16 protein-coding genes and 1 pseudogene are annotated in these 19,565 nt (G+C 53.3%); 8 read left to right on the forward strand and 9 right to left on the reverse strand.

The features are described from left to right. Positions 1-365: 365 nt before the first annotated feature. Both recG and BST81_RS05325 read right to left on the reverse strand, forming a co-directional pair. Positions 366-2,822, reverse strand: coding sequence for an ATP-dependent DNA helicase RecG (recG, locus tag BST81_RS05320; protein WP_075597511.1), 2,457 nt, complete (start codon positions 2,820-2,822; stop codon positions 366-368). Positions 2,823-2,826: 4 nt separating this feature from the next. Next, positions 2,827-3,597: a hypothetical protein gene (locus BST81_RS05325; protein WP_075597512.1), complete on the reverse strand. Its 771-nt coding sequence runs from the start codon at positions 3,595-3,597 to the stop codon at positions 2,827-2,829. 232 nt (positions 3,598-3,829) lie between these two features. On the opposite strand from BST81_RS05325, the gene BST81_RS05330 reads away from it, so the two are divergent. Further along, complete coding sequence (locus tag BST81_RS05330; RefSeq protein ID WP_143780238.1) at positions 3,830-4,660, forward strand: cobyrinic acid a,c-diamide synthase; 831 nt, start codon at positions 3,830-3,832, stop codon at positions 4,658-4,660. Between the two features lie 45 nt (positions 4,661-4,705). Further along, positions 4,706-5,089: a hypothetical protein gene (locus tag BST81_RS05335; RefSeq protein WP_143780239.1), complete on the forward strand. Its 384-nt coding sequence runs from the start codon at positions 4,706-4,708 to the stop codon at positions 5,087-5,089. On the opposite strand, the gene BST81_RS05340 is transcribed toward BST81_RS05335, so the two are convergent. Beyond that, positions 5,005-5,475, reverse strand: coding sequence for a methylmalonic aciduria and homocystinuria type D protein (locus BST81_RS05340; protein WP_075597515.1), 471 nt, complete (start codon positions 5,473-5,475; stop codon positions 5,005-5,007). The genes BST81_RS05335 and BST81_RS05340 overlap by 85 nt on opposite strands. A gap of 183 nt (positions 5,476-5,658) precedes the next feature. Here BST81_RS05340 and lysS point away from each other — a divergent pair, with 183 nt between their 5' ends. Next, positions 5,659-7,170, forward strand: coding sequence for a lysine--tRNA ligase (gene lysS, locus BST81_RS05345; RefSeq protein WP_075597516.1), 1,512 nt, complete (start codon positions 5,659-5,661; stop codon positions 7,168-7,170). Positions 7,171-7,254: 84 nt separating this feature from the next. On the opposite strand, the gene BST81_RS05350 is transcribed toward lysS, so the two are convergent. Both BST81_RS05350 and BST81_RS05355 read right to left on the reverse strand, forming a co-directional pair. Next, entirely contained in the window at positions 7,255-7,848 is a 594-nt protein-coding gene (locus BST81_RS05350; protein ID WP_075597517.1) for a PEP-CTERM sorting domain-containing protein, read from the reverse strand. A 258-nt stretch (positions 7,849-8,106) separates the two neighbouring features. Further along, entirely contained in the window at positions 8,107-8,760 is a 654-nt protein-coding gene (locus BST81_RS05355; protein WP_075597518.1) for a PEP-CTERM sorting domain-containing protein, read from the reverse strand. Positions 8,761-9,373: 613 nt separating this feature from the next. On the opposite strand from BST81_RS05355, the gene msrP reads away from it, so the two are divergent. From msrP to BST81_RS05370, 3 genes are all read left to right on the forward strand, one after another. Continuing rightward, positions 9,374-10,351 carry a protein-methionine-sulfoxide reductase catalytic subunit MsrP gene (gene msrP / locus BST81_RS05360; protein ID WP_075597519.1) on the forward strand — a complete coding sequence of 326 codons (978 nt, stop codon included), beginning with the start codon at positions 9,374-9,376 and terminating at the stop codon, positions 10,349-10,351. Positions 10,352-10,457: 106 nt separating this feature from the next. Then, a complete protein-coding gene (locus BST81_RS05365; RefSeq protein ID WP_075597520.1) occupies positions 10,458-12,443 on the forward strand; it encodes an amylo-alpha-1,6-glucosidase in 1,986 nt (661 codons plus the stop codon). A gap of 47 nt (positions 12,444-12,490) precedes the next feature. Continuing rightward, positions 12,491-13,813, forward strand: coding sequence for an AAA family ATPase (locus BST81_RS05370; protein ID WP_171974676.1), 1,323 nt, complete (start codon positions 12,491-12,493; stop codon positions 13,811-13,813). A 10-nt stretch (positions 13,814-13,823) separates the two neighbouring features. Here the strand turns inward: BST81_RS05370 and BST81_RS05375 are convergent, their stop codons facing one another. Further along, entirely contained in the window at positions 13,824-14,816 is a 993-nt protein-coding gene (locus BST81_RS05375; protein ID WP_253188091.1) for a Gfo/Idh/MocA family oxidoreductase, read from the reverse strand. A 248-nt stretch (positions 14,817-15,064) separates the two neighbouring features. Here BST81_RS05375 and BST81_RS05380 point away from each other — a divergent pair, with 248 nt between their 5' ends. Then, positions 15,065-15,364, forward strand: coding sequence for a ferredoxin (locus tag BST81_RS05380; RefSeq protein WP_075597521.1), 300 nt, complete (start codon positions 15,065-15,067; stop codon positions 15,362-15,364). Positions 15,365-15,552: 188 nt separating this feature from the next. Here BST81_RS05380 and bioB read toward each other — a convergent pair whose 3' ends face one another. Next, positions 15,553-16,500 (reverse strand): biotin synthase BioB, encoded by a 948-nt coding sequence (gene bioB / locus BST81_RS05385; protein ID WP_075597522.1) that lies wholly within the window; start codon positions 16,498-16,500, stop codon positions 15,553-15,555. Between the two features lie 4 nt (positions 16,501-16,504). After that, the gene (locus BST81_RS05390) at positions 16,505-16,738 is read right to left on the reverse strand and encodes a DUF4327 family protein (protein ID WP_075597523.1); all 234 of its coding nucleotides are present in this window, start codon (positions 16,736-16,738) and stop codon (positions 16,505-16,507) included. Positions 16,739-17,223: 485 nt separating this feature from the next. Here BST81_RS05390 and BST81_RS05395 point away from each other — a divergent pair, with 485 nt between their 5' ends. Then, complete coding sequence (locus tag BST81_RS05395) at positions 17,224-19,305, forward strand: PAS domain S-box protein (RefSeq protein WP_075597524.1); 2,082 nt, start codon at positions 17,224-17,226, stop codon at positions 19,303-19,305. Between the two features lie 153 nt (positions 19,306-19,458). On the opposite strand, the pseudogene BST81_RS28740 reads toward BST81_RS05395, so the two are convergent. Then, a pseudogene (locus tag BST81_RS28740) lies at positions 19,459-19,565 on the reverse strand (IS630 family transposase); the annotation flags it as partial.

A 19,565-nucleotide genomic window follows, 5' to 3' on the forward strand; every position in this document is an offset into this window, starting at 1 on the left:
TTGTTGTGTTGTGCCAACTCGCCCCAGGACTATCTCGGCCTTCTATGACGTTTCTGTCCGTCAGCTTGTAGGTTTGCCGCTGGCTTCCTCCAGACCCTTCCTCACGGAAGCGCCCTTGCCTTAAGCTAGTAGTTGTCGTCACTCGGATCTTTTCGATCATTTGGACGCTGGTTCTCCTACAGGGGACTTTCACCCCATTAGTTCACGCCCGTGCCGGGCGTACACACATCACGGCAGCGGACGGACGAAAGTTGTTGGTGCTGAGTCCCAGGTTATGTGCCGCCGCTACGTTTTGCCGTTACCAAATCCAATTTTCTTAAGCAAAGTAAAAATATTTCGGTGTGTCAAGTATATTAATGCCAAAATCAAGTCAATATCGTCCCACCCATGAGACGTTGATAGCGGTACTCCAGCTCGGTTTGCAGGCGTGGCCAGTGGCTCAGGGTCGTGTCTTTTTCAATCACTTTTTCGGCAGCTTCCCGTGCCAGCTCCAGCACCGCCTGATCCTCCACCAGACTGGCTAGGGCAAAGTCCGGCAGGCCCGACTGCCGGGTACCCAGCACCTCCCCCGGTCCCCGAAAGCGCATATCCATCTCTGAAATGAAGAACCCATCCTGGGACTGCTCCAGGACGCGCAACCGCTGGCGAGCGGTGTCGGCTTTGGAACTGCTCATCAGCAGGCAGTAGGATTGGGCTGCACCCCGCCCAACCCGGCCCCGGAGCTGGTGGAGTTGGGAAAGGCCAAACCGATCGGCATGCTCAATCAACATCACCGACGCATTTGGCACATCCACCCCCACTTCTACGACGGTGGTCGAAACCAGAATCTGAGTCTGGTTCTGGCGGAACTGGCTGATGGCCCCATCCTTCTCGGCAGAAGACATGCGGCCATGGAGCAACCCGACCTGAAATTCTGGGAAGATAACCTCCTGCAGCCGCTGGTGTTCGTCAACCGCCGATCGCAGATCCAGCTTTTCCGACTCCTCTACCAGCGGCAACACAATATAAGCCTGTTGTCCCTGGACGATTTCCCGCCGAATCAGCTCATAGGCCTGCGCCCGATCGTTGCCCGACAACAGGGTGGTGCGAATCGCCTTGCGACCAGGAGGCAGCTCATCGATCTGGCTCACATCCAGATCCCCGTGCAGGGTCAGGGCCAGGGTGCGGGGAATGGGGGTGGCTGTCATCGTCAGCACATGGGGATGTTGCCCTTTCTGCTGTAACCTGGCCCGTTGTTGCACCCCAAATCGATGCTGTTCGTCAATCACCACCAGTCCCAACTGCTGGAAGGTAACCGGGTCTTCGATTAGGGCATGGGTGCCCACCAGCAAGGGCAGTTCACCCGTAGCTAGTTGGGCGTGAATCTCTCGCCGTTTGGCAGTTTTCGTTGATCCGGTCAACAATTCCACCGGTAGGTGTAGGAGGTTGAACCAGCCCACCAGCTTGCGATAGTGCTGTTCAGCCAGCACTTCCGTGGGAGCCATCAGGGCTGCCTGATATCCTGCCTGAATCGCCGCCAGAATCGCCACCACGGCTACCACAGTTTTCCCGGAGCCCACATCCCCCTGGATCAGGCGGTTCATCGGGATCGTTTGTTGGAGATCGGTGAGGATGTCGTTGATCACCCGTTGCTGGGCTCCGGTCATCTGGAAGGGTAGGATTTCGTAGAAGCGATCGATCAACTGCCCCGTGGGAGCCAGCACCGCACTGGTCTGGGTTTGTTGCAGGGCTTGCCGTCGGCGCAACATCCCCAGTTGCAGATAGAAAAACTCATCGAACACCAGTCGGTGACGGGCAGCGTCCAGTTCGGGACTGCTCGCTGGAAAGTGAATGTGGGCGATCGCTGTGGCCAAATCGATCAGCTCATATTTCTGGCGTAGGGCTTCAGGCAGAGGGTCCCGGAGTTGCTGAGCCACTGGCAGCGCGGCCAGCACAGCTTTTCGGACCAGATCCGCTGGAACGCCCTCCGTCAGGGGATAGATCGGGACAATGCGCCCAACCTTAAGGGAATCGATCGTGCCACCGGGATGGTCCAGCACCTCCAGTTCCGGTTCTTCCAGGGTGAGGCCAAACTTGCTCTGCTTCACCAACCCCGAAGCCGCCAGCACAGTTCCATCGGGGTAGAGACGTTTTTGCTGTTCCTGCCAGCCCCGGTTGTTGAAGCGGCTCCCAGCATAAAACCGACTCAGTTTGAGCTGACCCGTATGATCTTTAATCACCAGTTCCAGGATAGTGAGCTTCGGGTTACGGGGACTGCTGAAGCAATTGCAGCGCTTGACTGTGGCCACCAGGGTAACAGTCTTGCCTGCCTCCAGGTCCCGAATGTTGACCTGACGCGCATAGTCAATGTGATCGCGGGGATAGTAGTAGAGCAGATCCCGCACGGTGATTAACCCCAGTTTTCCCAACCGCTCCGCATTTTTAGGGCCAACCCCACCCAGGTAGGTGACGGAGGAATCCAGGGAACAGGTCGTCCCAGCTTGAGGCAGGGGAGCCACGGTAGGTCGCTTCTCTGGCTTTGGTTCTGCTGAGGTGGCCTCGGCTTCACTTTTCTGTCGCACCTGATAGAGAAACCGTCGTGTTTCTGCGACCAGATGCTGACGCTGGGCAAAGGACAGATCAGGATATTTCTGAAACCGCAGGCCCAGTTCTGTCCAGTGACGCCGATCGTCCCCTGTCAACCGCTCTGGGGCTTGATGCAAACTATCCCGGAGAAACTCACTGAACCGCTGTTGCCGTCCCTCCAGATCGTCAAATCCATGCTCTGCTTCCAGGGTCAGAGCCTTTTGGAGGCGCAGCCAGTCAGGATTCTCGTTAGTCATTGGACTAATCCTCAAACCAGGTGCTGCGCCAGATGGATTCAGCCTCTGCGATCGCCCGTTCATGCCGTCTCTGGCGCAGTTCTTGTTCTAGGCTACCCAGACGATGACCCAGGTTGCGGACTCTGGTTCGCCAGGAGGTCAGTTCTGCGTCAACAAACTCCAGTTCCGATAATTTGAGCCGCAGGGCAATGACTTTTAAGGGAATAAGCTGGCGTAGGAGCGTGGCCGGTGACTCTTCTCCGTCAGATTCTGGCATCTCTTCGGGGAGTTGGGGTTCAATCACCAGTTTCAAGATGTTAGGTGGACCAGCAATGCTCTCATGACCCAGGTCGGCGTGAGTGGCTGCCTCCAAAACAGATTCGGGCACGTTACCAGGGAGAATCCCAGCCTTTTCCAGTAAGCGATTGGCACTGTGAGAGCCAGTCTTCAAGATTTCAGAGAGATTCTGTTCCACCCGATATTGCCAGCGAGATACTTCTAAGGGGGGCTCAACAGGCTGTTGATTGGCCTGATGCAGTTGTGCTTGAATCTGTTTAGCTAGTTGTTTCAAGGCGTCCTGAAGATCCTGCCGTTGGCTGAGGGGCATCTCTAGAAACCGTTCTGGGAACTCCTGGGTACAGAGGTAATAGGCAGCCATGACCAGTTGCCTGCGGACGGTTTGACCCAGGATTTTCAGGTAGTCATCATAGGTCAACCGGAGATCTTCTCCCAGAGTGACGATCGCCCCTTCCAGAATGGTGATCTCTTGCTCAATATGCTCAATTGCTCGAACCATAGAATTTTGTCATTTGTTGTTTGTCATCCTGAACCCAGTCAAATGACCCATGACAGTCCTGACAAAAGTCTGCGGTACCCCATCAGCCAAATGACCCATAACATTGAAGTTTCATTTTCTAGTCTGGGTAGACTGATAGTAAAGTCGTGAATCTGCTGGGAATATCTTGTCGAAGTGCTGTTGATGCCTTACCCCCTTCGTCACGTCCACCCCAATTCTATTAGTTATGCTTATGCATGATCAAAAAGCCAGTATTGTGGCTCGTAGCAGCTTCGACAAATTTGGTCGGCCCAATCCAGATAGCATACTGGGTCAGCTCCCCCCAACGGCCAGAGAGTGGGCCGAAAGTCTCCCATGGGAACAACGGCGCTACGTGTTGTCCCTCTGTCATCTGATGTGTGCAGCTCCGGCAGAAGTCCAGGCAGAGTTCTTGGATGACTACACGGCAGATGGTCTGGTCTATCGCATGTTGCAGGACAAGGATACCCGACATCGGGTGATGAAACATCTGAGTGTGTATGCTATTCAAACGGATCTGACCGAAGAAACACTCCGTAGCTACGTGCGCCAGTTCTATATTCACTCCGCTCAGGATTTACGTCGCCAGCCAGATCTTTACCTGGAAGCTGCGTTAAGGCTGGCAGTTAGTACAGAAGAGCGCAACAGTGTCTTCAACTATATTCTGGGCTTCGAACTGCTGAAGATGATGTTTGGGATGAGCTGGCTCCAGCATGAACGCCTGTACCGCTTACAACGGAATCAAGAAGAGTTCTTAAACCTCTATATCAGGCCAATTCAGCATGCCCATAAGATCAATCGGATCATCGTTCCCAAGGATGAGCGCAAGTTTTTCGCCAAGCGCAACTATTTTATCCAGGAGCCTGAGATCTCGGAACGGAAATTACTGGAACTGGTAATCGCAACCTTTACGGCAGACGTCACAACAGGCTTTGGATTTGCTGTGATTCGGCATGCCAATGCCTTCGTGTTTGACCACGACTATATTTTCAGGCCGGAGTCCTATGACCACATCTTCAAGCCAGACTCGGAAGGGATTTTCTAGCTGCGATCGAGTAAACTGTCAGAGTTTATTCTCGATCGTTTTCCCTTGAGCTTGCTGCAGCATCCCCTGGAAAATGGACAAGTCTTCTATAGCCCCGGTGCCCAGTTCTGTTACCGGGTGATTGGTCCCTGTTGCAGGCTCTACGATCGGGAGCAACTCCCCTGGCCCTGTTGTCGCATCCAGTGGGGCAGTAAGGAACCCAGTTGGCGGCGAGTGGGGCGGCGCTTGATTGCTGATATGGCCACCCGTAATCATCCCTCCTATGTTGTGGAGATTTTGGGCCAGGAGAAGATGCGTGGTCCGATCGTCGTCACCCTCTATTCGATCCAATTATCCAAAGCCGTTCAAGAATGGTGGCACGCCAAAACCCGATCGGCGATCGCCTGTAATGCCTCTGGAACTGCAGAAGAGAGCAGCACCGAGGGATAAACAGCACTATCCCAGAGGGGATGCAGCGTGACCCGACAATCCCCCTGGTCGATCGCCCCATAGCCCAGACAGGCCCGCACCACGGCCACATCATCTAGCCGTAGGGATCCTGGGGATGAAAAAATCGGTAGTCCCGTGCGGGGATCAAAGATCTCGACCTGGTGACCCAGGGAATGCAGTTCCTCCGCAACCTGGCGAGCCACCTCCAGAAACCGATCGCGCAGCTCATCCTTCAGCCTTTCTGTCTCCGCCGTGACCTTCAACAGGGGCACTGGGCAGGCTTGCAAGACCACCAGCACCGACCCAACCGCAACCGACCAATCGGGCAATAGCCGATGGGTCTGCGAGCGAATAAAATTACTGGGCAGATGAACCGAATAGTCCATGATGGAAATCTACTATGGAAAAGTAGGTGTGTGCTAGTCATGGGGATCCGGTGCATGGAGCACCTGCGCGATCGCCCCAGGGTATAATATCCCTTGCCCTTGGTGACCCCCCCTGCGATAGAGAGACGCAATTCATCGCGTCTCTGTCCGCATTTCCGTATCCGTTCTCATCCCCCTAACATCATGTCCTCCGACGAAATCCGTGCTGCCCGTCTCCAAAAAGCAGAACAGCTCAGGCAACTGGGACTTAATCCCTACGCCTATCGCTGGCAATCTACCCACCATGCAGCGGATCTGCAGGAGAAATTTGCCGACCTGTCCCGTGGTGAGGAAGTGCAGACGGAAGTGGCCATAGCCGGTCGCATCATGACCCGCCGGTTTATGGGCAAACTGGCCTTCTGCACCCTGCAGGACGAGACTGGAAAGATTCAGCTTTACCTGGAAAAGCAGCGATTGACTCAGAATATGGGCGAAGAAGCTTTTAAGCGCCTGGATCACCTGCTCGATATTGGCGATATTTTTGGGGTACGCGGAACCGTTCGCCGCACTGACAAAGGCGAGCTCTCCATCTACGTCTCCCACTATGAAATTCTGACCAAAGCCCTGCTGCCCTTGCCCGACAAATGGCATGGTCTGACGGATATTGAAAAGCGGTATCGGCAGCGCTATGTGGATCTGATTGTGAATCCTGATGTGCGGGAGACCTTCCGCCGCAGAGCCTTGATCACAGCCGCCATTCGCCGTTACCTGGATCAGCAGGGCTTTATTGAAATTGAAACGCCAGTCCTACAACCCGAAGCCGGTGGGGCCGAGGCCCGTCCCTTTGTCACCTACCACAACACCCTGGAAATGGAGTTCTATCTGCGGATTGCCACGGAACTCCATTTGAAGCGGTTGATTGTGGGGGGCTTCGAGAAAGTCTTTGAACTGGGGCGCATTTTCCGCAACGAAGGGATTTCGACCCGTCACAACCCAGAGTTCACGACGATCGAAATCTACCAGGCTTACGCTGACTACAACGATATGATGGCCCTCACTGAGGCCCTGATCACCTACGCCGCTCAGCAGGTCCTGGGAACCCTCCAGATTACCTATCAGGGGACACCGATCGATCTCACTCCTCCCTGGCGGCGCATCACCATGTACGACCTGGTGCAGGAACAGACAGGTCTCGATTTCCGCCAGTTCCAGACTGTAGACGAGGCAAAGGCAGCAGCTACAGCAGCCGGTCTACACGATCTGGATGCCTGTCAGACGATCGGCAAAATCCTGAACGAAGCCTTCGAGCAGAAAGTGGAACCGACCCTGGTGCAACCCACTTTTGTCCTGGATTATCCGGTGGAGATCTCGCCCTTGGCCAAGCCCCACCGCTCCCAGCCCGGACTGGTAGAGCGGTTTGAGCTGTTTATCGTCGGTCGGGAGACAGCCAACAGCTTCTCGGAGCTGACGGACCCGATCGACCAGCGACAACGACTGGAAGCCCAATCTGCCCGCAAAGCTGCCGGGGATCTGGAAGCCCACGGCGTGGATGAAGACTTCCTCACCGCCCTGGAACATGGTATGCCTCCTACAGGTGGTCTGGGCATCGGCATCGATCGGCTGGTCATGCTCCTGACCGACTGCGCCAGCATCCGGGACGCGATCGCCTTTCCCTTGCTCAAACCGGAAAAATCTGACCCTGGCGACTCGGTTTGAAGGGTGCCTGTCAGCCTGTGTTTAGTGAAAATTAGTGAAAACAGAAAAGCCCCTGATCACGATCGGGCAGCAGTAATGAGTTGACTATAGGTTGGCAGAAGGTGCTAACTTACGCTGACGCTTCAGTGCAACACCTCCGAGTCCTACAGCCGCTACGCCAAGGAACATGGCAGGTTCGGGAACTGCCGTAGCCGTGGCTGTATAGGTGCCCTTGTATGGGGTTCCTGGCTCTTGGTAAAGATGCAGCGGCGGGGGACTGTAGTAACTAGGCTGAAAAGTAAAACCAGTTTGTTGTCCGTTTTGGAAATCTAAGCTACCAAAATAAACCCCATTTGGTCCCCCTGCGAAATATGCTTGATATCCCCCTGCGGTTGTCTGAACTACTAAAGATGCCGAGCTTAAAGATGAACCGGCAAGATCACCCAAATTAAAGGCTTGACCATTGACGGTAAAATTTAGCGAGAGATTTGTGAGGGTATCTAGAGAAAAGGTTCCTGTTTGGATGGCACCTGCATAACTAAGGGTTCCTGTCCCTGTAATGGGCGGAGTTAAACTGTCATCGAAAGTATTGTCAAATTGAAGGGTAAAGCTAGCAGCTTGAGCAGGATTTGAAGCCAATATGGACAAAGTCGCAACAACAGCAGTGACGCAAAGTGTATCGAAAGTCTTTTTAAGCATGATGAAGGAATCTCCTTTGGTGTGGCTGAACTTTGTAAGTCATACCTCTGGCTAACCATCAGTTATGCAATCAACCATCATCCAGCTAATTCTTGTGGGGCTACCATCCTGGGGGGCTCGCCTTCGGGTGCATCTGCTCTGCCTTCTTGCTGGGCTGAGATGATTATGGTTATGAACGCTTCTTTGGGTGAAGAGATAATCTGAGGTCTCAATAGTAGGGACGAGATCAGATCGCCTCGTCCCTACCTCAATCAATTATCAGGCTTTGGTTTTAACCACAGAAGTCAGACGCTTCCTCGCGACCACCCCCACAGCACCGAAGGTCAGCAGACCCAGGATGGTTGCAGACTCAGGTACAGGAACAACGTTCACGTTGTAGGAGAAGTTAACTGGGTAGGGGCCATCCAATCCATAGATTTCTATGGCTGCTGTGCCTGCGATCACATATGACAGGTCGATCTTATGCTCACCCACTTCCAGAGGAGAGAGGAATGTTGCAATGTTCAGGAGCTTGACCGGCTCAGTTGACTTCGGGAGAAATACATCCGTTGCAGTTTCCAGATCAGACAGGTACTCTGGTCCCAGAAACATCTTGGGGCCGCCATCGACAGATACTGCTACGTCCTTGTACCCATTGATAGCTGGACTGTAAGTATAGTTAATCAGGTCTGCCTTGGAGGACTGATCGGTGGGAAAGGGTGGAACGACAGGTGGCACATTGTTAAGGCCTGAGATCGGGATATAGAAATAGGTGCCCGCTGGGACGTAATCGTATATGTAGGGCTGGTAGTTAGGGTATGTTTCAGGATCGGTTGTCAGGAGCTGGAAAGGGGTTTTGGGTAGGTCTGATGCCTTCGCAGTGCCATCAAATAAACTTAACTTGGCCTGAAATGGCGTTATGAGTTTGGACATGTCCTCCAGGGAGTAGCCAAACAGTACATCGGAGGCAGGTAAAACCGTTCCGAAATCAGCGGCTTGGGCTGGGTGGATGGCGCTGAAGGTTGCCAGAGTTAGTCCTTAGATAACAAGCAAAAATCGTTTCATAAATACCTCTTTGGGAAAACGGGTGAACAAGGCAACGAAATCCCACAAGGGAGCTTCATGATCTCAATGGAAGTGAACTGAAGCCTTGTTTGGGACTGGTTTTGAAAGTCTTGACGGTAGGGACCCGAATCTCAACTCCAGGTCTCTCGCTGACTAGGAGTCTAAAAGTTTCAATTGATTACTATAAAGTTATAAACCTTATAAACGATTTATAGCCGTAAAAATATGTGCCAGGAGTAAATTCTTTGCAGAACTTCAATAAAGATTCAGTGAAGATACGGAAGTAAGATTCGGTGGGACTGCGAGGCCATGGAGGTAAAATTCAGTGGACTTGCGATCGTTAGCATGGTCTCTTCCCTGATATCACCTGCGAAACTCTCGCTACTGGAGATATGGCAGGTATCCTGATTCTGGTTGTGTTCAGGTTCTTCTCATCCACAGCCGCTACAGTAAATAACGGATATCCTTTGCCCCTACTCCTATGGTTTATTTCCGTATCCCCAAAACCTGGGAACTCCCCGAAAGCACAGTCACAAACCAGAGTGCCTTTTGGAATCGTCGCCAGGTCCTGAAAACCCTATTTGGGGCTAGCCTGCTGCCCCTGATCGGCTGCGCCCAGGAGGACACCGAGCATCCCCCCCAACTGGCGGGTGCCCATATTGTGGATCTCTCGGCTGCTCGCAATCCCGCTTTTGCCCAGGTCGATCGCCCCACGACAAACCGGGCCGTAGCCGCTTCCTACAACAACTTCTATGAGTTCGGAGGCACCAAATCCATCTGGCAAAATGCCCAGGCCCTGCCCCTGGAGAACTGGAAAGTGGAAGTGACCGGTTTGGTCAATAAGCCCCGGACCTATGATGTAGACACCCTGAAGCGGGAATTTCCTTTAGAAGAGCGAATTTACCGCTTTCGCTGTGTGGAAGCCTGGTCGATGGTGCTGCCCTGGATTGGCTTTCCCATGAATGCTCTGATTCAGGCGGTAGAGCCTACGGCCCAGGCCAAGTATGTTCAGTTTATGTCCTATTACGATACTAAAGTGACCCCTGGTCCCCTGTTGACGGGCTTGTTACGGCCTCTGCCCTGGCCCTATACAGAGGGATTGCGGATTGAGGAGATGGCCAATGAACTGGCCTTTTTTGCCCTGGGCATTTATGGTCAGACACTGCCCAAGCAGCATGGAGCCCCCATTCGAGCTGTGCTGCCCTGGAAGTATGGGTTTAAGGGAGCCAAGTCGATCGTCAAAATCGAGTTTACCGATCAACAACCAGCAACCTACTGGAATACGCTGGTGCCTGCTGAGTATGACTTTGAGGCGAATGTGAACCCCAGGCAGCCCCATCCTCGCTGGTCCCAGGCTACAGAGCGATTTATCGGTGCGCAGTCCCAGCTCACCTGGGAGCGGAAAGAGACATTGCTCTTTAATGGTTATGCAGAATATGTGGCCCGACTGTATGCCTGAAACGTTAAGTCTCTATTCATTAATTTTTCACCCCGATCTTACGGAACTCTGAGGGTCTCAAGACATACTCCAAAATAGTGGATTTGATAGAACAACACGGTTCTTTATGGGTATTGGATTTGGGCGAGAAATCTGCGGTGATCTCAATGCAGCAGAGTCACGGGAATGGCTGGTGACCAATGGAATAGGGGGGTATGCTGCTGGTACGGTAGCTGGCTTGCTCACCCGGCGCTATCACGGATTACTGATCGCAGCCCTGAACCCCCCTCTGGGGAGGACGTTGCTTCTCAGTAAGTTGGATGAAACGGTGGAGTATGACGATCGGCCCTACAGCCTGCATACGAATCGCTGGGTCGATCGTACGGTATCTCCCCAGGGGTACCAACAGATTGAGCGCTTTTTTCTAGAGGGGACGACCCCCGTCTGGCGCTATGGGGTTGCCGATGCCTTGCTGGAGAAACGAATCTGGATGCAGCAGGGGGCGAATGTGACCTACATTCAATACCATCTGCGACGGGCCAGTTTGCCCCTGTTTCTGTCGATTAAAGCCTTGATTAACTATCGGGATTATCACGGTAAAACTCGGGGGCAGGGCTGGGAAATTACCCCAGAACCGATCGATCGGGGGGTCTGTGTTACCGCCTATCCAGGTGCAGTCCCGTTGTATTTGATCAGCAACTATGGCACCGTCTCTGTGGCCCAGCAGTGGTTCTATGGCTTTGACTTGGCTGTGGAACGCTATCGCGGGTTGGACGATCGGGAAGACCATTTTCATGCTGCCACCTTCGAGATTACGTTGCAACCGGGAGAAACCCTGACGCTGATTGCTGGAGCCGGAAATCGACCTGGCGCGGATGGGAATGGGGCCTGGATGGATCGTCGGGCCCATGAGCAGAAGTTGATGGGGTTCTGGCGCACCAACCGACCTGAGCACAGTCGGGATGTACCGGAGTGGGTTACTCGTCTGGTGCTGGCTGCTGATCAATTTGTGGTCGATCGGGCCACTCCCAATGAACCCTACGGTAAAACCCTGATTGCCGGTTATCCCTGGTTTGGCGACTGGGGGCGGGATACGATGATCAGCCTGCCTGGTCTCACCCTGGCCACGGGACGGGCGGAGGTTGCCCGATCGTTGCTCCGCACTTTTTCGGGTTACGTGAGCCAGGGGATGTTGCCCAACCGCTTTCCCGATGCTGGGGAAACGCCGGAGTACAACACGGTGGATGCGACCCTCTGGTATTTCGAGGCGATTCGGGCTTATCACACGGCTACTGAAGATGATGACCTCCTGCAAAAACTTTATCCCGTGCTGGCCGAAATTATTGACTGGCACTGCCGGGGTACGCGCTACAACATTCACCTGGATGCCACCGACGGGCTTCTTTATGCTGGGGAGGCTGGAGTGCAGTTGACCTGGATGGATGCCAAAGTCGGAGATTGGGTGGTGACGCCGCGCATCGGAAAGCCGATCGAGGTCAATGCCCTTTGGTATAATGCCCTGCGGACGATGGCCCACTTTGCCCGCCAGTTGGGCAAGCCCCATAAGGAATACGAAGCCATGGCCGATCGGACCCAGGTCCGCTTTTCCCGCTTCTGGAATGACGCTCTGGGCTATTGCTACGATGTCCTGGATACGCCCGATGGGAATGATGCCTCCCTGCGTCCCAATCAGATTTTTGCTGTTTCTCTGCTGGAGAGCCCTCTTTCCACGGTGCAGCAACGGGCTGTGGTAGATACCTGTGCCCAGCGGCTGTTAACCTCCCATGGGTTGCGCTCTCTGGCTTCGGGGCATTTGCAATACCAGGGCCATTATGGTGGGGATCCCCGCCAGCGAGACGGAGCCTACCATCAGGGTACTGTGTGGGGCTGGTTGCTGGGACCGTTTGTGCTGGCTCACCTGCGGGTCTACAAAGATCCGGCTCTGGCACGGCAATTTCTGGAGCCGATGGCCGATCATCTGTTCAGCCATGGTTTGGGGACCCTGAGTGAAATCTTTGATGGGGATATGCCGCTCACGCCCCGGGGGTGTTTTGCCCAGGCCTGGACGGTGGCCGAGGTCTTGCGGGCCTGGTTGGCAACGGAACAGTTATAGTAGGGGCAAGAATTATGCCCCCTTGCGATCGTTGAGGAAGTTGTTCCATGCCGTTGGACTCCAATCGCTTCTTCCAGGCTTGTAACCCGATTAAGACCCTGAAAATCGAAAATCAGGAAGATCGTCAGTACTATATTGACTTTTCGACGGTGCGGGGGGGCGATATGATTCAGCGGTTGCACCGGACGATCGTCAAACAACCGCAGGAATCAACCTGCCAGTTGTTTACCGGTCATATTGGCTGTGGTAAATCGACGGAGCTGTTCCGTCTCAAGGATGCGCTGCTTCGTGAGAAGTTTCATGTCGTGTACTTTGAGTCCAGTGCGGATCTGGATATGGCGGATGTGGATATCAGCGATATCCTGCTGGCGATCGCTCACCAGACCAGTGCCAGTCTGGAAAAAACGGGCATCAAGCTCAAACCAGGCTATTTTGCAAATTTGTTTCAGGAAATTGGGGATTTCCTCCAGACTCCCTTAGAGGTGAACAGTGCCGAATGGTCTCTCCCTATGGGCATCGGCAAGATTACGGCTAAAGCGAAGGATAGCCCCAAACTGCGGAATCAGTTGCGTCAGTACCTGGAACCACGTACCAGCAATATCATGGAAGCGATTAACCAGGAGATTTTGGAACGGGCTACGGTGCAATTGCGGGCTCAGGGCTACCGTGGGCTGGTGGTGATTATGGATAACCTGGACCGGGTGGATTTGTCGGTGAAGCCATCGGGCCGCACCCAACCGGAGTATCTGTTTATCGATCGGGGGGAGCAACTCAACCGACTGAATTGCCATGTTATTTACACGGTTCCTCTGGTGCTGATCTTTTCCAATGAACTGAGTACCCTGAGTAATCGCTTCGGGGTGAAGCCCGTGGTGCTGCCCATGGTGATGGTGCGCCACCGGGATGGCAGCGATTGTCTGGAGGGCATGGCTCTGATGCGCCAGATGGTTCTGGCTAGGGCCTTTCCGGAGTTGAACCCGGTAGCCCGGTTGGATCAGATCCAGGCGGTGTTCGATAGCCCGGAAACCCTCGATCGGCTCTGTCGTACCAGTGGGGGGCATGTCCGTAATCTTCTGGTGTTGCTCTATAGTTGCCTGCAACAGGAGGATCCCCCGATCCAGCGGGATACCCTGGAGGCCGTGATTCGGGAATATCGGGATGACCTGATTGCCGCCGTCAATGACAGCGAATGGACCTTGCTCTGTCAGGTGCTACAGCAGCAGGAGAGTGTGCGGGGTGAAGACGAATACCAGACCCTCCTGCGCAGCATGTTCTTATTTGAATACCGGGACCTGGAAGGCCGCTGGTTCGACATCAACCCGGCCCTGGCGGAATCGAAAAAATACCAGGAGTGGATGAAGACGCGGTAAATTCGTGGTCCTATAACTGGATCACCTGACCTGTTTCTGCCGATCGACGGGCGGCGTCGGCCACCCGGAGGGCATACAGACTCTCCTCTGGGGTCATGTACAGGGGGTTGCCCTGGGTCAGGTGGTCCAGAACAAGGGTCGTGTCTTTGACAAATAGCCCCCGCCGACTGCCCATGTCCAGCGGCAGGGTGTGTTCTCCCCGGATCAGAGTACCCTGCTCTCCCTCAATCACCACGGCTCCCCGATCGCCCTGGACCTCCAGGGTACGGGCGGCCTGCCACAGGGTTTCTCCCTTGCCGTAAACGACCTCGGCCAGCAGCCCACTGATAAAGGTCAATTGGGCGGAGCACAGACAGGCGGTGTAGTAGCCCTCGGTGCTGTTCTGATAGCGAGTCTGACAATAGACCGTTGCAACGGGGCCAAACAGATGGATCAGCCGATGTAATCGGGAGACGGCTGCCATCAGGGGAAAGCCAAACAGCTCATGGTGATAGGTCCATTTACGGGGAGCCGGATGCTGGGGGTTGAGGCCGATCGTCCGGGCATAGAAGGGTGTTCCCACTTCGGGGATTGCCTGTAGCAGGGCTTGGTGGATGCCACTCAGCCGTTCGATGTGTTCCACATGCAAGAGCCGATTCTGCTGGCTGGCCAGCGTAATCAATGCCGCTGCCTCGGTCAGATCCAGCGCGAGCGGATATTCCACAACAACATGCTTCTTACCTTCCAGCGCAGCCCGGACCACGGGGGCATGCTCTCGGTTGGTTGTGGACACGATCACCAGATCAATGTCGGCCCGATCAATTAAAGCCCGCCAATCAGACAGGACCTCGGCTTGAAAAGGCTCATTAAAGATTTGGGTTCGTTCCAGGGAACTGCCTGCGACAGCAGTCAGATGAGATCGAGGGTCTGCTGTCAGGGCCTCAGCCCTTAAGCGGGCGGCATAACCGGTGCCGACTAACCCGACCCGCAGGGAACGATCAGGGCGCAGTTCAATTAATTCCACAGAAATTCGTGTTGTTTACTATACAGATACTCTATTGCCTAGCCTGTCCTATAAGCATAAGTAGACTAAATCAGGCTGTTGTATTACTAATACCATTCAGCCTATTTATAGAATCGCTGTTCCAAGCTCTAAGTTTTCCCGTAGTATCAGAAATGGAGTCGATTCACTGAGCAGTTCTACTTATCTTATCCCTGGAATGCTAGTGTTCGATCCTGTCAATTGCCGTTTCCATTAAGAGAGGACCATTCATGGCAACTTACAAGGTCACGTTGATCAACGAGGCCGAAGGGCTGAATACCACGATCGAGGTTCCCGACGACGAGTACATCCTCGACGCTGCTGAAGAGCAAGGCCTTGATCTGCCTTATTCTTGCCGTGCCGGGGCATGTTCCACCTGTGCCGGCAAAATTACCGAAGGTACGGTTGACCAATCCGACCAGTCTTTCCTGGATGATGATCAAATCGAAGCTGGGTTCGTGCTGACCTGTGTCGCCTATCCCACTTCTGACTGCACCATCCTGACCCATCAGGAAGAGTCCCTGTACTAAGACTTTTCTGTTTGAGGAGAGACTTTATATGTCCCTGTCTCTCTTCCGGCTGATTTCTGCCCTACTTGGGCAGGCTCAAATCAGTTTTGACCTATTTTTAGGACCAAACCTGTAGAGGGGTTGCATGCAACCCCTCTACAGGTTTTGTTTTCAGTGTCTCTGCCAACCGCATGGACAATAATCAAATGCTAAGAATGGGGCAGGGGCAGGGGGGCCATTCCCAGTTTCTGCAGAAGGGCGTGATCTTGGGATGGGGCTGGATTAGGGGTAGTTAATAACACCGCTCCTGTGAAGATGGAATTAGCTCCAGCCAGAAAGCACAGAATTTGCAACTCATCGCTCATTTGCAACCGACCAGCAGAGAGCCGCACCATCGCCTGGGGAAAGAGAATTCTGGTGGTGGCAATTAACCGAACCAGATCGATCGGGTCGATCGGGGGTGCGTTCTCCAGAGGAGTTCCTGCCACTGGGACCAGGCAATTGATCGGAATGGATTCTGGAGTGGGATCCAGATTGGAGAGCACTTCCAGAAGTTCTAAGCGATCCTGCTCCGACTCTCCCATTCCCACAATGCCGCCGCAGCAGACAGAAATCCCAGCATTGCTGACAGCCCGAATTGTTTCCAGTCGGTCTTGATAAGTGCGGGTACTGATGATTTGATCGTAGTAAGTCGGAGAGGTATCCAGATTGTGGTTGTAGGCAGTGAGACCAGCGGCTTTGAGCCGTTCTGCCTGATGAGGTTTGAGCATGCCCAGAGTGCAGCAGACTTCAATATCGAGAGCCGCCACCTGACTGACCATAGCCAACACTTGATCAAATTGGGGACCATCCTTCACTTCCCGCCAGGCTGCTCCCATACAAAACCGGGTCGCGCCATGAGCCTTAGCAACTTGAGCTTCTGCAACAACAGTTTCGACAGAAAGCAGAGCATGAGATTCAAGCCCCGTTTTATGGTGAACACTTTGGGAGCAGTAAGCACAGTCTTCGGGACATAACCCTGTCTTGATATTGCTGAGCGTACAAAATTGCACGGAGCGAGGATTATGGTAAGCCCGATGAACTTCTTGGGCCTCAAACAGGAGATCAGGCAGGGATTGATGATAGATCTGAAGGATCTGGTCCAGCGTTGCAGGCATAGTATTAGTTATCTTCCCACACTTCAACCGCTAACAATTCACTCACGGGATCTTGCATTTTGAAGCCATAGGCCATCAGTTCCTGTTTCCAGAATGACCAGTCATCGCCGTACAAAAGGGCAATTTTCCACAAACTATCCGCTGGCTTAATCAATCGGGAGTTCACCAGTGATCTAACCTGGCGCTGCAGTTTCATCATGGGATGAATAACCTGCTGGTTCGTACCACCATTCGTCATATTTAAATTAGGTAAAAGCTTTACTCAAGGATGGGCTGAAATATCAACTCGAATCTGACCCTATTACAACAGCTAAGCGTCTTCCTGCGCTGTCAGGGCATGGTTGATGACTGAAATAACATAGCACAATTTTCTAATTGTGCAATATGCTCTTTAGTATAGCGTTCTACAGTCGTTGTCTCCTCATCCTCACAGGTTTAATTTCTGGGCTGCTCTGAGATGCTCCCGGTCTATCCTGATGGACTTTGGGGAATGGGTGATTCCCGATGCAGGATTAGGGCAATTGTCCTGTTTCTGCAAGCATGCTGGCCAGATTAGAGTTGCCCTTAAGATGCACTTAAGAGAATTTCCTGAGTAGCACCTTGGAGATAAGAATCTTAAGTGGGTGGTCACGGGTCAGAGTGCAAGATGTTCTACAAGCGATGACTCGTAGACTCACAGGACTTTTCCAACATCCTCTGAAAGTTGCTCTTGCAAAATTAAGCATGACTTCAGAACTGGCAAACCAAACCAATCCTGCTCAGGCTCCCAACGCTGACCCACAGAACGATCGACCTTTTCCAGAGAATTTGACCCTGCTTCTGATAGAAGCAGATCCTGCCGAGGCCAGCTTGATGCTGGAGCTGTTGCGGGAGGTTAAGGTACCGCAGTGCAAACTGATTTATGCTGAGCAACTGTCAGATGCTCTGACCTATCTGTCCGTTGAAGCGATTGATATCGTTCTGATGCCTGGGTCTCCTGCGGAGCAATCGGGGTTACAGGCCCTTGGGCAAATTCAGGCTGTTGCGCCAGACCTGCCCATTGTGATCATGGGAGAAGCGAATGACCCTGACATTGCGCTCCAGGCTGCCCAGATGGGGGCTCAGGATTATCTGGTCAAAGGGTATCTGAACAGCTATCTCCTGGGCCGATCGATATGCTACGCGATCGATCGGCAGCGGATGCAGCGACAAATGCAGATGTTGCAGCAGAATCTGCACCCATTGCCGCAGGTGCAGGGGTTGCCGGAAGCACAGAGACCGAGGGCAACGTCCCTGTCTGGGCCGGAACAGTTTCTCCTGGATGCCACCATCCATGACTTGCCAGGCAGTGAAGCTGCCAGAGGGATGGTGTTGGAACCAGCCCAGGATAGCGGGGTTCAGTTCAGGACGATTTTTGAGGCAACTGCGGTAGCGCTGGCGATTACGGATCTGGATGGCTATGTTGTGGACTGTAATTCTGCCTATGAGCGTTTGCTGGGTTACTCTGCAGAAGAATTAAAACAGTTGACCTTTGCTGAGTACTCCTATCCTGAAGACCTAGAGGCTGATTTACAACAGTTTCAGCGACTGACCCGAGGAGAACTTGATCATTATCACCTGGAGAAACGATTTCTCCGCAAGGATGGTCAGGTGATCTGGGTAGGATTGAGTGTTGCCCTGGTACAGGATGTGGATGGAAATCCCAGCTATGAGCTGGCGGTCTTGGAGAATATTCATGAGCGCAAGCAGGCTGAACAGTTGCTGATGCGCCAAAAGCAGATTTTAGAGATCATTGCTCGGGGAGCAATCTTGTCAGATGTGTTGAAAACCTTGTGTGAAATTCTTCAAGAGCAGTTAACTCGGGTAGCCTGTGCCATTCTATTGTTAGATGAAAGTTCAATGACGTTGCAGTATGGTGCAGCTCCCAGTATTCCGACCAGTTTTCTGCATCCGGATACTCGCCTTCCCCTTGGACCAGATGTGGGAGGCTGTGGGGCCGCAGCTTACCTGGGCCACCAGGTGATTGTGGCTGATATTGAGAATGACCTCAATTGGGCAGATTATCGGGAGTCAGCGCTGCACCATAACCTCAGAGCCTGTTGGTCTACACCTATTCTGTCTCAGCAAGGAAAAATTCTGGGGGCCTTGGCCCTGTTTTGTCAGGAACCTCGTCATCCCCGCCCCAGGGAGATGTCTCTGATGGAGCTGTTTAGCCAACTGGCGGGCATTGCGATCGAGCGAGAACAGGCTGATCTGGAGTTAAAGCAGAGTGAAGCGCGCTTCCGAGCCCTGGTTCGGAATGCGACGGATGGAATCACCATCTTGGATGAGACCGGACGGATTCTCTATGAAAGCCCCTCCATTGAACATCGCTTGGGCTACCGTCCCGTCGATGTGATTGGGCTGAATGCGTTTACCCTGGTGCATGCCAACGATCGTGCCCGAGTTCTGGAGGTGTTTCAGAAAAGCCTGCAACATCCCGGTGTCACCGTAGGGGTGCAGTATCGCTGTCGCCATCGGGATGGCTCCTGGCGGTATATTGAATCCCTGGGAACAAATCTGCTGCATGACCCCAGTGTGAATGGGGTGGTGCTGAATAACCGGGATGTGACGGAGCGCAACCGGTATGAGGCCGATCTCCACAAAGCCAGAGATGCGGCGGAAGCTGGGAGTCGGGCCAAAAGCGAATTTCTGGCGGTGATGAGCCATGAGCTCAGAACGCCTTTGAATGCCATTCTAGGGTTGTCTGAATTACTCAGGCAGGAGATTTTTGGTCCTTTAAATCCCCGGCAGCGGGAATATATGACCTGTATTCATAGTAAGTAGTCAGGAGGAATTAAATATAAAACGTTCCAGGGAGTAATTGCCCCTACTACTACGAGCTTGCATTCCCTCGATGATCGCATCGGCTAAATCAACTTCATGCTCAAACATCCGCCCAGCAATTTCATGGGTTTTGAGTTGATGCCACTGCTCCTCGATCCGATTCATCTCAGAACAGTAGGGTGGCAACCAGAAGAGGAACAATCCTTGGGCTTGCCACTTGAGCCATTGTTGCTGAGCCAGACGACTGGTATGGGCAGAGC

The sequence above is a fragment of the Leptolyngbya sp. 'hensonii' genome (assembly GCF_001939115.1).
In the GTDB taxonomy this organism is placed as follows: domain Bacteria; phylum Cyanobacteriota; class Cyanobacteriia.